General features: G+C 63.6%; 11 protein-coding genes and 1 pseudogene. 9 read left to right on the top strand and 3 right to left on the bottom strand.

Annotation, left to right across the window (positions count from 1 at the left end; all coding sequences use genetic code 11):
* Positions 1-66: 66 nt before the first annotated feature.
* Positions 67-1,170 carry a peptide chain release factor 2 gene (gene prfB / locus HMPREF2559_RS04875; protein ID WP_066484784.1) on the bottom strand — a complete coding sequence of 368 codons (1,104 nt, stop codon included), beginning with the start codon at positions 1,168-1,170 and terminating at the stop codon, positions 67-69.
* Positions 1,171-1,231: 61 nt separating this feature from the next.
* Between prfB and HMPREF2559_RS04870 the strand changes: the two genes are divergently transcribed.
* Entirely contained in the window at positions 1,232-2,056 is an 825-nt protein-coding gene (locus HMPREF2559_RS04870) for an inositol monophosphatase family protein (RefSeq protein ID WP_066484781.1), read from the top strand.
* On the top strand, positions 2,049-2,834 hold the full coding sequence (gene hisN / locus HMPREF2559_RS04865) for a histidinol-phosphatase (RefSeq protein ID WP_066484777.1): 786 nt from the start codon (positions 2,049-2,051) through the stop codon (positions 2,832-2,834). The genes HMPREF2559_RS04870 and hisN overlap by 8 nt, the downstream gene beginning before the upstream one ends.
* 74 nt (positions 2,835-2,908) lie before the next feature.
* Here the strand turns inward: hisN and HMPREF2559_RS04860 are convergent, their stop codons facing one another.
* The gene (locus HMPREF2559_RS04860) at positions 2,909-4,054 is read right to left on the bottom strand and encodes a S1 family peptidase (RefSeq protein ID WP_070539731.1); all 1,146 of its coding nucleotides are present in this window, start codon (positions 4,052-4,054) and stop codon (positions 2,909-2,911) included.
* Between the two features lie 148 nt (positions 4,055-4,202).
* Positions 4,203-5,885 carry an alkaline phosphatase D family protein gene (locus tag HMPREF2559_RS04855; RefSeq protein ID WP_066484770.1) on the bottom strand — a complete coding sequence of 561 codons (1,683 nt, stop codon included), beginning with the start codon at positions 5,883-5,885 and terminating at the stop codon, positions 4,203-4,205.
* Between the two features lie 125 nt (positions 5,886-6,010).
* On the opposite strand from HMPREF2559_RS04855, the gene HMPREF2559_RS04850 reads away from it, so the two are divergent.
* From HMPREF2559_RS04850 to HMPREF2559_RS04820, 7 genes and pseudogenes are all read left to right on the top strand, one after another.
* On the top strand, positions 6,011-7,849 hold the full coding sequence (locus HMPREF2559_RS04850; RefSeq protein ID WP_070539729.1) for a purple acid phosphatase family protein: 1,839 nt from the start codon (positions 6,011-6,013) through the stop codon (positions 7,847-7,849).
* A gap of 159 nt (positions 7,850-8,008) precedes the next feature.
* Positions 8,009-8,398 (top strand): annotated as a pseudogene (locus HMPREF2559_RS04845) (ATP-binding cassette domain-containing protein); the annotation flags it as partial.
* A gap of 118 nt (positions 8,399-8,516) precedes the next feature.
* Positions 8,517-10,121, top strand: coding sequence for an aspartate:alanine exchanger family transporter (locus tag HMPREF2559_RS04840; RefSeq protein WP_066484767.1), 1,605 nt, complete (start codon positions 8,517-8,519; stop codon positions 10,119-10,121).
* Between the two features lie 122 nt (positions 10,122-10,243).
* Positions 10,244-10,636 (top strand): NaeI family type II restriction endonuclease, encoded by a 393-nt coding sequence (locus tag HMPREF2559_RS04835; RefSeq protein ID WP_066484762.1) that lies wholly within the window; start codon positions 10,244-10,246, stop codon positions 10,634-10,636.
* A 183-nt stretch (positions 10,637-10,819) separates the two neighbouring features.
* On the top strand, positions 10,820-11,614 hold the full coding sequence (locus HMPREF2559_RS04830; RefSeq protein ID WP_066484756.1) for an ADP-ribosylglycohydrolase family protein: 795 nt from the start codon (positions 10,820-10,822) through the stop codon (positions 11,612-11,614).
* A 334-nt stretch (positions 11,615-11,948) separates the two neighbouring features.
* A complete protein-coding gene (locus tag HMPREF2559_RS04825) occupies positions 11,949-12,905 on the top strand; it encodes a DUF418 domain-containing protein (RefSeq protein ID WP_066484747.1) in 957 nt (318 codons plus the stop codon).
* A gap of 2 nt (positions 12,906-12,907) precedes the next feature.
* The gene (locus HMPREF2559_RS04820) at positions 12,908-13,981 is read left to right on the top strand and encodes a trypsin-like serine protease (RefSeq protein WP_066484744.1); all 1,074 of its coding nucleotides are present in this window, start codon (positions 12,908-12,910) and stop codon (positions 13,979-13,981) included.
* Positions 13,982-14,152: the final 171 nt, after the last annotated feature.

Raw genomic sequence — 14,152 nt, 5'->3', positions numbered from 1 at the left:
CCAGGAATCCGGTACTCTGTCGCGCGCACGCGAACACCCCGCTATGTCCCCGCCACACGCCCCCGATTACTCGGCTGCGCGCTCCGCGGCCATACGCCAGCGAATCGCCGCCTCAAGGAACCCGTCAATATCCCCGTCGAGGACCTTCTGCGGGTCGCCCACCTCATAGTTGGTACGCAGGTCCTTGACCATCTGGTACGGGTGCAGCACGTAATTGCGCATCTGGTTGCCCCACGACGCATTGCCGCCGGCGCCCAGCGCGTCCATTGCGGCGCGCTCTTCTTGGCGCTTACGCTCAAGCAGCTTGGCCTGGAGCACGCGCAGCGCGGACGCCTTGTTCTGAATCTGAGACTTCTCGTTCTGGCAAGTCACCACGATGCCCGTAGGAAGGTGGGTCAAGCGCACCGCGGAGTCCGTCGTGTTCACGGACTGGCCGCCCGGGCCCGAGGAGCGGTAGACGTCCACGCGCAGGTCCGAATCCGGCACGTCGATATGGTCGGTCTGCTCCACGACGGGCAGGACTTCGACCTCAGCGAACGACGTCTGGCGGCGCGCCTGCGAATCGAAGGGCGAGATACGCACCAGGCGGTGCGTGCCCTGCTCGACCGAGAGCTGGCCGTACATGTACTCGCCGTGCACCACGAAGGTCGCGGACTTAATGCCCGCCTCTTCCGCATAGGAGATGTCGTAAACATCGACCTTGTGGCCGTGCTTATCCGCCCAACGCGTGTACATGCGCATGAGCATCTCTGCCCAATCGGCGGCATCGACGCCGCCAGCGCCGGAGCGGATATTAATAACAGCCTCACGGTCGTCGTAGTCGCCGGAGAGCATGGTCGTGACCTCCAGCGACTCAATGGCCGCCTGCAAGGAAGCAAGCTCCTCGTCTGCCACCGAGGCGTCGCCCTCTTCCTCCGCCAGTTCGTACATGACGGGCAGGTCGTCGAGCCGCCCGCGCAGCTCCCCCAAGCGCCGCAGCTTAGCCTGCGCCGCCGAGAGCTTGGTCGTCACCTGCTGCGCGTGCGCCGGGTCGTCCCACAACGAGGGGTCGCCCGCCGTAGCCTCGAGCTCACGCACGGTCTCGCGCAGCGTCTCAGGGTCCATGACCTTCTCGATGGAGGTCAGGGTCGCGCTTAGCTGGTCAATCGTGGCGGAGGTCTCGGGTCGCATAGCGCCCCAGTTTAGCCCTCTAATTCGCATTGCCACGCATTAAGGGGGACAATGTGGACTTATGACTTCCCAGCCTTCTCTCGAAGAGATGACCGCGGCGCTCATCAAGACGTTTATCGTCGCGCACGCGGACGATTCTGACAATCATCTGGCCCAGGCACTCGTCTACAACGCGGGCCGCTGGGCCTGGCGCCTGCGCGAGCAGGGCGTAAGCGTCGACCAGAAGACCTCTGTCTCGGACGTCGTCACGGACGCGGACCGCTCGGCCGAAAAGTTCGTCTCCGAAATCCTCGCGACGGTCCGCCCGGAGGATGGCATTGTCGGTGAAGAGGGCGCCTCCCGCCCATCAACGTCAGGGCGCGTGTGGCACATCGATCCGGTCGACGGCACCTACAACTTTGCGTCGGGCTCTGATTATTGGTGCAGCGCCCTCTCGCTTTCCGATGCCACCGGGGTCATCCTCGGCGCCGTCCACCGCCCCGCCATGGGCTACACGTGGTGTGGCGGCCGCGACACCCCCACCACCCGCGACAACAAACCGGTGCACATGCAGACCGGGCTACCGAATCAGATTGCGCTGGCGACCTACCTGCACCCCACGTCCATGCAGGACCCGGACATCCGGGATGCGTGGCAGCGCGTGGCCTCGCGTTTCGCGTCGGTGCGCATGCTCGGCGCGGGTTCCATCGACTTGGCCTCCATCGCGGACGGCACGTGGGGCGCGTGGATGCAGCACTCCGTCGCGGACTGGGATTGGCTGCCCGGCAAGGCCTTAGTTGAAGGATCCGGCGGAGTTGCGCGTAAGGTATCCGCGGGCGGCGTGGAATGGTCCATCGCCGGCAATAAAGACGCAGTCGACGCAATCGAGGAGGCCCTCCGTGGGTAAGCACAAAGAAGACTTAGGTCTGGCCCTTGAACTGGCGGGTCGCGCGGATCAGCTCACCATGTCCCGCTTCGAGGCCGCTGACCTCAACGTGAAGTCCAAGCCGGACATGACGCCGGTCTCCGACGCAGACCTCGCCTGCGAGAAGCTCCTGCGCGCCGAGCTCGCCAAGGCCCGCCCCCAGGACGAGGTCCTCGGCGAGGAATTCGGCGGCGAGCAGATCATGTCCGGCCGCCAGTGGGTCATCGACCCCATCGACGGCACGAAGAACTACGTGCGCGGCGTGCCCGTGTGGGCCACGCTCATCGCGCTGCTCCAGGACGGTCAGCCCATCGTCGCCGTCGTCTCTGCCCCGGCTCTGCGCCGCCGCTGGTTCGCCTGCGAGGGCTCCGGCGCCTACCGCGTCTTTGGCGGCGAGAAGCGCCGCCTGCGCGTCTCCGGCGTGGACAAGATCGGCGACGCCTCCATCGCCATGTCCTCACTCTCCGGCTGGCTCGAGGCCGACCTGCGCGAGGAACTCATCGCCATGACCGATAACGCCTGGCGCCTGCGCGGCTACGGCGACTTCTGGAACTACTGCCTGCTCGCCGAAGGCGCCGTGGACATCGCCGTCGAACCCGAGGTTTCCCTCTGGGATCTCGCGGCCCCGTACCTCCTCGTCAAGGAGGCCGGCGGCACGTTCACCTCCCTCGACGGCGTGGACTCCCCCGCTGGTGGCTCCGCCGTGGCGACGAACGGCCACCTCCACGAGACCGTCATGGGTTACTTCCACGAGCAGTAGCCCGCCGCACCGCCAACCTGGCCGGATCGCCGAAGGGGCACCAGCATCCTGCTGGTGCCCCTCATGCGCGCGGGTTACGCGACCGTGAAGCCGGAGCCCACGCCGCCGCGGCGGTTCATGTCAGCGACGACGGCGTCGAGGTTCGTCGCCTCCGTGGGCGAGTGCAGCGCACCCTGCCACGGCGTGCGGCACGAGACCGGGCCGGTGCCGCCGGTGATGAGGCCGACCACGCGGCCGCGCTTGAACAGCGGCGCGCCGGAGTCGCCCACCATGGCGCAGACCTGGTTGACCTGGACCGGGCCGTTGTTGTTGAGCAACACCATGCCGCACGTGGTGCCGGTGGCCAGGCCGCGCTTGCACGCGACCTCGCCCGGCGCGACGGTGCCGCCCACGCCGTGCGCGGTGACCCCGTTGTAGGACGTGGAGACCTCCGCCTTGTCGTTGAACTCGATGACGGAGTAGTCCATGGACTCGTTTTTATCCACGACGGTGCCCGTGGGACCGACCTGCCAGGAGTCGGCAGAGCTGACCTGTTCGCCGACGTTGCCGCAGTGGCCGGCGGTAATGCCCACGGCGCGGCCAGCGGCGTCATGGCCGGCGACCGTGAGCGTGCACATCGTGTCCTGGCCGATGTAAATGGGCGTGCCCGGGCCGTAGAGCGAGTGGTCGCGGTTCATCGCGCGGTTGGACTCCTCCGGAATCCGCGGGGCGTCGTAGTACGAGCCCGGCACGCGGTGCAGCACGAAGTCCGCCTCGGGCTTCATCGCGGCGACCTTAGAGAACGTGTCGTTCTTCCACACGTAGTTGGGATCCACGGCGGCCGGACGGAACTCGGGCTGCGTGGCCTCCTCAATCTGCTGCAGGCCAATCGGGTTCGGATTGGTCAGCGGTTGGCCGCTTTCGCCAGCGCCACCGGCCGGGGCGGCGCCCACGGTCTCCGCGTACTGCGCGACCTGCGTCTCGGCCTGCGACTGCACGGCGGCCGCCTGCGTCTCGGCCTGGCGCTGGGCGGTGGAGACGTGCTCCTGGACCTCGGCGGGGGCATCGGCAAGCGCGGTGTCGACGGCGCTGTTGAATGCGGCGTTGAGGGAGGAGGCGGCATCGGAAAGCGCGGCGGCAGGGTCGGCCGTCGCGGCATTGGCTGCGGGGGCAGCAAAGAAGAACGCACCTGCGAAAGTCGCACCCACGAGGACTTTCTTAAGGCGCGAAACATGAAGCATAAAAAGGGCTCCTTTTCACGTTGAGGATGAGGACGAACCGTCTCATCATGACACGCGCGCGGCGCAGAATTCCTATCGACGTAACGACTGTGTCCAAGCCGTTACCTGTTTTCCAGACTCCGGGTACCCCCGCGCACAAAGGTGCAGGTTAAGAGGTGAAACCCTGCCCCGGCGCCCACGTCTTGGTGAGTCCCAGGGACACACTCGCTGCGGGGTCCTCGACGTCGGAGACCCGGTAATAACGCATCTCTACGTCTTCGGCGGTGAGCCGGGCGACGGCGTAGCCGTGGGCGTCATAGTCGACGTGCTTGACCCAGGGGTTCGCGTCGCGGATGGCGGACTCGACAAGCTGCGAGGTCGAATTGTCTTCGGGATGGTAAATCCCGGTGTATTCGGTGAGGATTTCGTCCACGTTGGGCGCGGAAATGGACGTGGTGACCATCTCGCAGGCGACCTCCTTGTCACCGTAGAAGATGGAGTTCGCCCACTCGCTGTGGATGTCGCCGGTGATGAAGAAGGAGTTGCCCTCGCGCTCCGCGAGGAGCTTGAGGAGGCGGTCGCGGTCCGCGGTGAAACCGTCCCACTGGTCTGCGTTCATGGCAAAGCCGGTGGTCGTGCCCTTGGCGTTGCGCAGGGCCTCGTTGGCTTCGTCGTTGCCGGGGATGGTGAGGATGCGCATGGGGGCGATCATGACGGAGTTGCCCATGACCATCCACGTCGCCTCGGACAGGGAGATGGTGTCCTGGAGCCACGCGTACTGCTCACTGCCGAGCATGGTGCGCTCGGGGTTCGCGTAGTTCGCGGCGGTCGTCTCCGCGTCGCGGTAGCTACGCAGGTCCATCATGGTGAGCTCCATGAGCGTGCCAAAGCGAAGGCTGCGGTAGAGGTGGCCTTCCTCCGAAAGCTTGGGGCGACGCAGCGGCATCCACTCGTAATACGCCTGCAGCGCCTGGTTGTAGCGCCAGTCCCACTGGCCTTCGGCGTAGCCGTCGGTGTGGTTCTGCGCGCCCGTGTTAAACGCGTCGTTGGCGGACTCGTGGTCGTCCCACGTCACGACCCACGGAGCGGAGGCGTGTGCGGCCTGAAGGTTCGCGTCCGTGCGGTAGCGGCCGTAGCGCATGCGGTAGTCCTCGAGGGTGACGATTTCCCACGACGGGTAGTGCGGACGGGCCACGCCAGATTTTCCGTGGTACTCCCCCGTGCCGTACTCATAGATATAGTCGCCGAGGAAGGCCACGAAGTCGAGCTCGCCCGCCTGGCCACGCTCCGCCATGTCGCGGTACGCCGAGAAGAAACCGGATTCCCAGTTCGCACACGAGGCCACGGCGAAGGTGAGCGACTCTGGGGTGGCGTTAAAGGAAGGAGCGGTCTTCGTGCGTCCCACGGGGGACTCGGCTCCGGAATGATCGCCGGAGGTCACCCGAAAGCGATAGAAATACTCCGTCCCCGGCTCCAGCCCAAAGGGCTCGACGTGGACCGTGTGGTCCTCCGCCACGGTCGCGGTCGCCGCACCGGACGCCACCAGCGAGCCAAACGAGCGGTCCTCAGAGACCTCCCACTCGACATCGACATCGGCGCCCAAGCCCGAGCCTGGCAGCGCGTCGCGGTCCGGCGTCACGCGCGTCCACAGCACCACGGAGTTCGGAAGGGGATCGCCCGAGGCCACGCCGTGGAGGAACGGCAAAGAAGAACCGGTGGATTGGTTATAAGCATCCAGGGGCGACAGACGGGTACCTTGCTGCGCGCCAGCCACACCGGCGGCCGCCGCGCCCAGCACGCCAGCCCCGAGCGCACCGTACTGCAACGCTTTTCGACGAGAGATGGAAGACATGAACAGAAACGCTAAGCAGCACCAACAGCCCCTTCAACCGCGAATACCCCCGAAGGTAGTTAATTGGAGAAACTGTTTTCATAGCATTAACTCCGCGTTCATGTGGGCGTGGTGAGCTAATCCGCATGTCTCAAAAGTCCCTTGCCGCCGTCGCGCTCGCCCTCGCTACCGCAACCTCCACGGTCGTGGTGCCCGCGCCAGCCACCGCCGCCTCCAACCCCATCTTCCGCACCCTCCTCCAACCCGGCGCGGATGAGACCCAAGCCATCGTCTCGTGGCGCACCAACGCCCACGGGGCTGCGGAGAAGCTCGAAGTCACCGGTCCCGACGGCACACAGACTTTCGACGCGCAGGAGAAGAACGCCGGCGCACTGCTCTACAAGTCGAATTACGCCACAGCCACGGGGCTCAAGGAGAACACCACGTACTCCTACCGCGTGGGTTCCGACGAGGGCGGCTGGTCCGAGCCGCAGGACTACACCACCGGCAGCTTCGGCGAGGACTGGTCGTTTATCACCGTCACCGACGCCCAAATCGGCGTGGGCACGGACATCAAGGAACAGACCACGCAGTGGCAAAACACCATCGGCAACGCCGTCGCAGACGTGCCCGACGCCGAAATGATCTGGTCCCTGGGAGACCAGGTCGAGGGCTGGGGCGCGCCCGTCGCTCAGTATGACGGCTACTTCTCCGCGCCCGAGATTCGCCGCGTGCCCACCAACGCGCTGCCCGGCAACCACGAGCTCTACGCCTCCCCGGCGGAGCTCAAGCACTACGACGAGCACTTCCTCAACCCCAACCAAGAAGAGGACATCCGCGACTTCTACTTCGAGCGCAACAACGTGCTCTTCATCGGCCTCGACACGAACGCTAGCTCCGAGAAGGACATCGCCCGCCACGAGGAGTTCCTGCGCAAGACCATCGCCGAGCGCGGCAAGTCCAACGACTGGGTCCTCGTGGGCATGCACCACTCCTTCTTCTCCCAGGGCACCCACTACACGGACGCGGACGTCACCCGCCTGCGCGAGCAGCTCGCCCCCGTCATGAGCGAGCTCGACGTCGACGCCGTCCTCGGCGGCCACGACCACATCTACACCCGCACGCACCTCATGAACGGCCTCACCCCGGTCGAGGCCGAGGCCAAGCGCGGCGACGTGCTCGAACCCAATGACGGCGAGGTTCTCTACCTCACCACGACCACCGCTGGCGGCGGCAAGTACTACGACTTCCAGGGCGAGGACGGCAAGAAGTACCCCAAGGCCCGCTTCGAGACCATCGATAAGTCCCTCCAGCATCCCTCCACCGCCCTGTGGCGTCAGGACTACACCGAGGATTATATGAAGGTCGACGTCACCGGCGACAAGCTCACCTTCACCACGTACAACGCCAACGACCCGTCGGTCGTCGACAAGGTCTCGCTCACCAACAACGACCGCGCCGAGCTTTCCGATGCCCCCTCCTCCCCTTCGTCCCCCACGTCCGCCCCGTCTTCGGCGCCGTCAGAGCCCGCGCCCTCCTCCGAGCCTGCTGAGCCGGCCCCGTCGTCTGCGCCGCACGAGCCGGTGGAGACGACCGTGACCACGACGGCTCAGGTCACCAAGGTCGTCACGTCGACCAAGGAAGGCCCGACCCCTGAGATCGTGACCTCGACGAAGGTCGAGCCCGTGCCGACAACCATCACGACGACCGTGACACCAGCAGCCAAGCCCAGCGACGAGGTCGTGCCCGCCGAGGTCGACCCGAAGGCCGACACGTGCGACGGCTCAGGCAAGGGCTCGGCGCAGGGATCGAGCGAGAAGTGCGGCTCGTCGACGGGCGGCATCGTCGCGGCGGTCGTGGGCACGCTCGCAGCACTGCTCGCGGCGCTTGGCGTGGGCTACGCCGCCACGACCGTCCGAGAGGGCGACCGCGCACCGAGCTGGCTGCCCAAGCCGCTCCACGGCCTGTACAACCGCTTCTTCTAACCATGCGTTAGCCACAACGCCCGAATAAGGACCGAAAAATCGAAGTTTTCGGTTCCTATTCGGGCGTTGTGGTCATTTCACGCCGAAGCTCCGCGCCTTGCTCGGTGCAGGGCGCGGGGTTAGGCCTCCGGAGCGACCTCCTCGAGCTGCGGCACGAGCTTGTCGAGCGCGAAGTTGGTCGCGTCGACGGCGCCCACAACCACATCTGAGTCGGCCTCGCCCAGGGGCTCTGCAGCCAGCGAGACTCAGAAGATTTCCATGCTGCCGCAGGCGCCGATAACGCCGCCAGGTGTGACGGTCGAGAACTTGGTCGCGCGCAGGCGGCACCCGCACCAGACGTGGCTGCAGCAGTGGTCGTCGTCGCATTCGGAGGCCGTCGAACACGCCATGGAGCTCACGCGCGAGCGCCCCGTGGATCCGCTCTCCGGCGGACAGCGCCAGCGCGTGTGGATCTCCATGGTGTTGGCGCAGGACACGGACATCATCTTCCTCGACGAGCCGACGACGTACCTTGACCTCGCGCACAGCGTGGACGTGCTCGAGCTCGTCGTGCCCCGGTGGCCCCGCTTTCCGATGCCCCCTCCCCCGCAGCGTCGCCTGGGTTAGGATATGGGTCGTTTGAACACCCCGATTCCCGCCTTACCTTGTGTAGGGAGAAAGTGCCGTCGTGACCTCTGTAATTTCCTTGCTGGCTGAACAGCCCGTGTTGCTTGTCGCACTGCTCATCGGCATTGGGATGGCGTTGGGCAGCATCAAGGTCCGCAGCATCAGCCTGGGTGCGGCGGCGGTGCTCTTCCTCGCCATCGCGGTCTCGGCGGCGGGCGCGGCCTCCGGCGTGGAGATCGTCCTCCCGCCGGTACTCGGCACGCTGGGCCTTGTGCTCTTCGCGTTTGGCATTGGCAATAACTCGGGCGTGACGTTCTTCCAATCGCTGCGCAGCGCGGGTGGGCCCATCTGCGCGATGATCGGCGTCTTCCTCGCCGCGGCCGTCGTCGCCTGGGCCTTGGGGCGCTACGCCTTCGGGCTCGACGCTGCGACCATCGCGGGCACCTTTGCAGGCGCCATTACGAACACGCCGGCACTGGCGGCGGCATCGGAAGCAACGGGCAACGGTGGTGCGGCGACGGTGGGCTATGCGGTGGCCTATCTCTTCGGGGTCATCGGCATGCTCGCGGCAACGACGCTCGTGCTGCGCAAGGCCGGTGAGGACGACGATACGACGAGCCCGGTCACGCTCGTGCACGTCCAGATCACGCGCGACGGCGGCGTCCCGGTGGGTGAGATACTCGAGACCGGTCACAACGAAGTGCAGGTCACGCGCCTGCGGCGGGTAAGCCAGAATGACATCATCATCCCGAAGTACTTTGACGTGCTCTATCCCGGCGACGTGGTAAGCATCGTCGGCTCGCCCGAATACCTCCACGTCGTCACCGAGGCCTTCGGCCGCGAGTCGCCACAGATTCTCAACGAGGACCGTCATGATCTGGACTTCCGACGCATTACGATTTCCCGTCATATCCATGCGGGCCAGACCATCGCGCAGCTCAACGACACCCTCGCGGACCGCTGGGGCGCGCGTATCTCGCGCATCCGTCGCGCCGACGAGGACCAGGTAGCCATCCCCGACTTCGTCGTCGAACTCGGCGACCGCGTTCGTGTCGTCGGCCCCGCGGACTCTTTGGAGGAAATCTCCGCGTTCCTCGGTGACTCCTCCAAGGGTCTCACTGACATCAATCCCATCTCGCTTGGCCTGGGCATGGCGGTCGGCGTGGGCCTGGGTGAGCTTTCCATCCCCATGCCCGGCGGCGGTTCGTTTAGCTTGGGCGCGGCCGCAGGCGTGCTCATCGTCGCGCTAATCATGGCGCGCGTGGGGCGCGTGGGTTCCTTGCCCACGGCACTTCCTCACTCCGCGAACACCGTGCTTGCCGAGTTCGGCCTCCTCATGTTCCTCGCCCAAGCCGGCACGAACGCCGGCGGCCAGATCGCCGGTGCTTTTACCGGCGGCGCGTGGTGGAAGATCCTGCTGCTCGGCGCGGCCGTCACGCTCACCGTCGCCGTAGGCGTCGTGCTACTCATGCGCCGCGTGCTCCACATGGGAGCCACGAAGACCTCCGGCGTGCTCGCCGGCGCGCAAACCCAGCCCGCCGTCCTCGCCTTCGCCAACACCCGCACGAATACCGACCCCCGCGTGTCCCTCGGCTATGCGCTCGTCTACCCCGCCGCGATGATTGCGAAGATTTTGGTGACGCATGGGTTGGCGGTGGTGGCATAGCGCTGTTACACAAGCATCCCCGGAACAAGCGAGAAAGAAGACATCAAGCAACTGCGCCATGAGAAGATATCCATCTCATGCCGGCTACCATGCGCGGTAACCCCACCCGAAACGGAGCATGTATGCCAGCAACCGTCGACCTTGAATCAGAGCGTCTAGCTGCTGTGCTGCGCAACGCGGATCCGGACGGATCGCGCGCACACGGGGCGCTCATGGCCACACGCGATTTCCTCTTCGCTAGGCATCGCCCCGGTGAGCGGCTCTTCGCCGTCGAGGAGGACAATTTCCTGGAAATTCTGGTTATTCATCTGCGTCGCAGGTTTGACGAAGTTCTCGATGACGGCAAGCACACGGAATGGTCACTGGGCGGGAGCGACGTAGACTACGCGCTGTGGCCTGCGAGCGCGGCGCCGCAAACTCATAACTCCTACGTCGTGTACCTTGACGCTGGGGTAGACGGCGATGCGCTGGCATGGGGCATCGGGAAGCGCGCGGACACTATCTGTTGGGTCTAGCGGCATTCCACTTCCATACCGAGAACGAATGTGCGCGCCGAGCTTTCTAATACGAACACCCCTTCGAATGCCCACGCCCCATGTCGCGCCTCGCAATAATATGAAAGGGCACAGTGCGCGTGACGGCCTTTCCAGCCACGCTTCCCGCACACTCCCCTATTCCCTAGCTTCAAGGAGGCCCCTATGATTGGCGCAATTATTGGAGACATTGCAGGCAGCGACTACGAGTTCAACCCCGTGAGCACGTATGACTTCGAGCTCTTCCCGTCGGATTCCAGCTTTACGGACGACTCCATCCTCACGGTTGCCGTGGGTGCAGCATTGCTCGAGGCAGGCTCCGATGAGGCAGCGCTCGCCGAGGCGCTTATCGATGCCTTCCATCGTTACGGCGCAAAGTACCCCACGCCGAAAGGTGCCTATGGCGGTAGCTTCAGCGAGTGGCTGCGCTCCGGCAAGCGCGAGCCGTATAACTCGTGGGGCAACGGGTCCGCCATGCGCGTCTCCGCCGTCATCGATTATGCGCGGAGCCTCGAGGAAGCCGAGGACCTCGCACGCATCACTGCGTCCGTCACTCACAACCACGAGGAAGGCATCAAGGGCGCGCAGGCCACCGCGGCGGCCGGCTACCTTGCCCGCACCGGCTCACCAGCGGCAGAGATTCGCGAGTACATCTCGCGAGCCTACGGTTATGACCTCACCCGGACGTGCGCCAGTCTGCGCGCGGCCGGGTATGGCTTCGAAGATTCCTGCCAGAAGACCGTCCCCGAATCCCTTATCGCTTTCCTCGAGGCGGACGACTTCGAGTCCGCCATTCGCAACACGATTTACCTGCGCGGCGACGCAGACACCATGGGCGCTATCACCGGCGCGGTCGCGGAGCAGTTCTTCGAGGTGCCACAGCGCTTCGTCGACCACGCACGCGAGACGGTGCCGGAGGAGTTCCTCAAGGTCATCGACGCCATCGAGGCGCGCCGCTAACTGTCCATCGGATTCCCCAGAAAAGGCGTCTGCGCCACGCCACCGTTGATACCGGCACACACCGCTACAACATTCCACCCGACACCAACGAAGAAGCCACGAACCTCATCACCACAATCCTTGAAGACTGAGCCGAGAATCGCGGACTAAACCACATTGTGAAAGTCAGGCCAGAAAATATACAGACAAATCACTGTGTTTTACACGTCGTCACTTAACGTATTGTCAGATTCGGTTGCTACAACTAGGAAATCGTTTTTATTAAGACGGTTATAGGGAGTACTTCTTACCAAAGAACACCTCCCGTTCAGTTGTAGCAAAGGAGAAATCTGGGGTGAATAAACCTTCACGAATTGTGGGGCTTGATATAGCGCGCTCACTCGCCATCATCGGCATGATCATTGTCCATATGGCCTCACTGCTTTGGAGCACAAAGATTGTGCTCTCCGGTCTGCCTTCATCATTGTTCGCCATCATTGCCGGCGCCACCATGATGATTATCGGGCGCAATTACAGCAGCACCACTTTCTTGCGCCTCATCACTCGCGGCGCTCTGATTATTCTCATCGGCCTGGCCTTGTTGCCGGTCGGTGGAGAAATTCAAGTAGTCCTCGTTGTCATGGGTCTGGTAATGATGTTGGTTTCCTGGATGCCAGCACTCGGAACCTGGTGGCGAGTCGGCTTCTTCATCGCCGCGACTATCGCCGCAACAATTAAGTACGCGCCCATGACGCTGCCACAGATTTATCCGCTACTGGCGTGGATCGCATATTTCATCGGCGGCATGCTGCTTTACGACGTCTACCTACGTGGTCGTCTGCAAGGCACTTCTACCTCCGAGACCAGCGCTAATACTCGGTTGAGTGGGATTGTTACCACTGTCAGCGTTGTCATCACAGCCGTCGGCATGTACTTCCGATTTGATCCCGAGATTGCTGGCTGGCTCCGTTTTACCGGCCACACCGGTGTCTTCGGCGAAATCATTCTCTCCGTCGCCGTTGCCGCTATTGTGCTGCATGTGTGCCTGTTCGTAGGCGACCGCTTTGCGACCGCGGTTTACCCGTTCGCGGCCATGGGAACAATGTCGCTGACCATTTACATCCTGCACGTTCTCACCGCGTTTTATTGGCAGCAGAATGTGGCTTTGCATTCCACGTTGTCCGCAGCAGGATTCATCGTATTCTTCCTCGTCATCGCAAGTCTCTGGAAGAAGTTTGTGGGACAGGGCCCTGCTGAAAAGCTCGTTGCCACCGCGATCAAGGCCATTGTTCCTTCTGGGAAAGGGAAATAACCGTGAAGAAAACATCTTTTTCCATCGCAGCACTTGTTAGCAGCACCCTGCTTCTATCTGCCGGCCCGGCTCTTGCATTGGAAAACGGCGAACCCGCACCTGCAAATGCTGAAAGCGGTTCTGTGGCCGAGCTAAGGATTGGCAAAATCGGAAATTTTGGTGACTGCACTGGAGCGCTGGTTGCAGATCAGTGGGTGCTCACAGCACGCCACTGCCTGGAGTCTGTGAACAACGAAGGAACCCAGGCCCGCATCGGCGGGAAGGTCTACGATGCCGATTCTTGGGCACTGTCTCCAGTGTCCGATGCAGGATTACTTCACTTGACCGAGAAGGTCACTGACGCAACTCCGGCGAAGGTTTCCCGCGATATCCCGGCACCTGGGCAGACGGGAACTCTTTACGGTTGGAGCAACAGCTCATCGATGGCCCGATCCGGACAGCTTCCGATGACCAAGATGGTCGTCAATGAGCTGCTGGGCGGAGGCCCCTCTGAAGGAACTCCAGGCGAGGCTGCGCCTGGTGAAGCTACTCCAGGTGAGGCTATTCCAGGCGGTGCCATGGAATCAATGGAAATGCAGCCAGACGCCGTCATGCCAGGTACAGCAATGCCAAATGCAGCTAAGCCAGACGCAGTTAAGCCAGATGATTCCCAAACCGAGTCGATCCCTGCTGGAACCGAAAGCATCCCTGCCGACGCTGCCATGATGCCGATGATCGAAAGCGCCATCCTGGACGCACATTCCGTATCTGGCGCAGGTATGCAGGGCGGCGACTCCGGCGGACCATTCTTCGTCGATGGAAAGCTCGCCGGGCTCGCTACCGCCCAAACTTCCAATGGCGATCCTGACCTGCCCTCCCCCAGTGCGGCAATCACTACCCTCGCAGGCACCGCCGACTGGATTGACGGTGTCACCTCTGGTCGCGACACAGAAAGCGTCCTAACCGCAGAGAACACTCCTGCTCCGCCAAAGACCATTCAGACCAGCGCCGATCACATGTGGGGTTACCTCGCCATCGCGTGCGTTGGCCTGGTTGTCGCAGCAGCCTGGTCGCGCATGAGGAAAGGCCGACAGTAGAACCGTCTAACCACAACCACAAGCCGTCTCCCCAGCAAGTACTGGGTAGGCGGCTTTTATCGGGCTCAAGGAACAAATGTGTGGGATCTGCGGCGTGTCGTCGTAAGGGACAATTTTCCATTTGCACGTCTCTGATCTAGGGCTAAGTAGCAGAAAGCGTGTCTGATTCTC

Source organism: Corynebacterium sp. HMSC072G08, from assembly GCF_001809185.1.
GTDB classification, from domain to species: Bacteria; Actinomycetota; Actinomycetes; order Mycobacteriales; family Mycobacteriaceae; genus Corynebacterium; species Corynebacterium phoceense.
Note: the sequence above shows the minus strand (reverse complement) of the source record. Positions and strands in the feature narration are given on the sequence as shown.

Coding starts and splice junctions, on each gene's coding strand:
- prfB (WP_066484784.1), bottom strand. CDS start 1,170: ATGCGACCCGAGACCTCCGCCACGATTGACCAGCTAAGCGCGACCCTG.
- HMPREF2559_RS04870 (WP_066484781.1), top strand. CDS start 1,232: ATGACTTCCCAGCCTTCTCTCGAAGAGATGACCGCGGCGCTCATCAAG.
- HMPREF2559_RS04860 (WP_070539731.1), bottom strand. CDS start 4,054: ATGCTTCATGTTTCGCGCCTTAAGAAAGTCCTCGTGGGTGCGACTTTC.
- HMPREF2559_RS04855 (WP_066484770.1), bottom strand. CDS start 5,885: ATGTCTTCCATCTCTCGTCGAAAAGCGTTGCAGTACGGTGCGCTCGGG.
- HMPREF2559_RS04850 (WP_070539729.1), top strand. CDS start 6,011: ATGTCTCAAAAGTCCCTTGCCGCCGTCGCGCTCGCCCTCGCTACCGCA.
- HMPREF2559_RS04835 (WP_066484762.1), top strand. CDS start 10,244: ATGCCAGCAACCGTCGACCTTGAATCAGAGCGTCTAGCTGCTGTGCTG.
- HMPREF2559_RS04830 (WP_066484756.1), top strand. CDS start 10,820: ATGATTGGCGCAATTATTGGAGACATTGCAGGCAGCGACTACGAGTTC.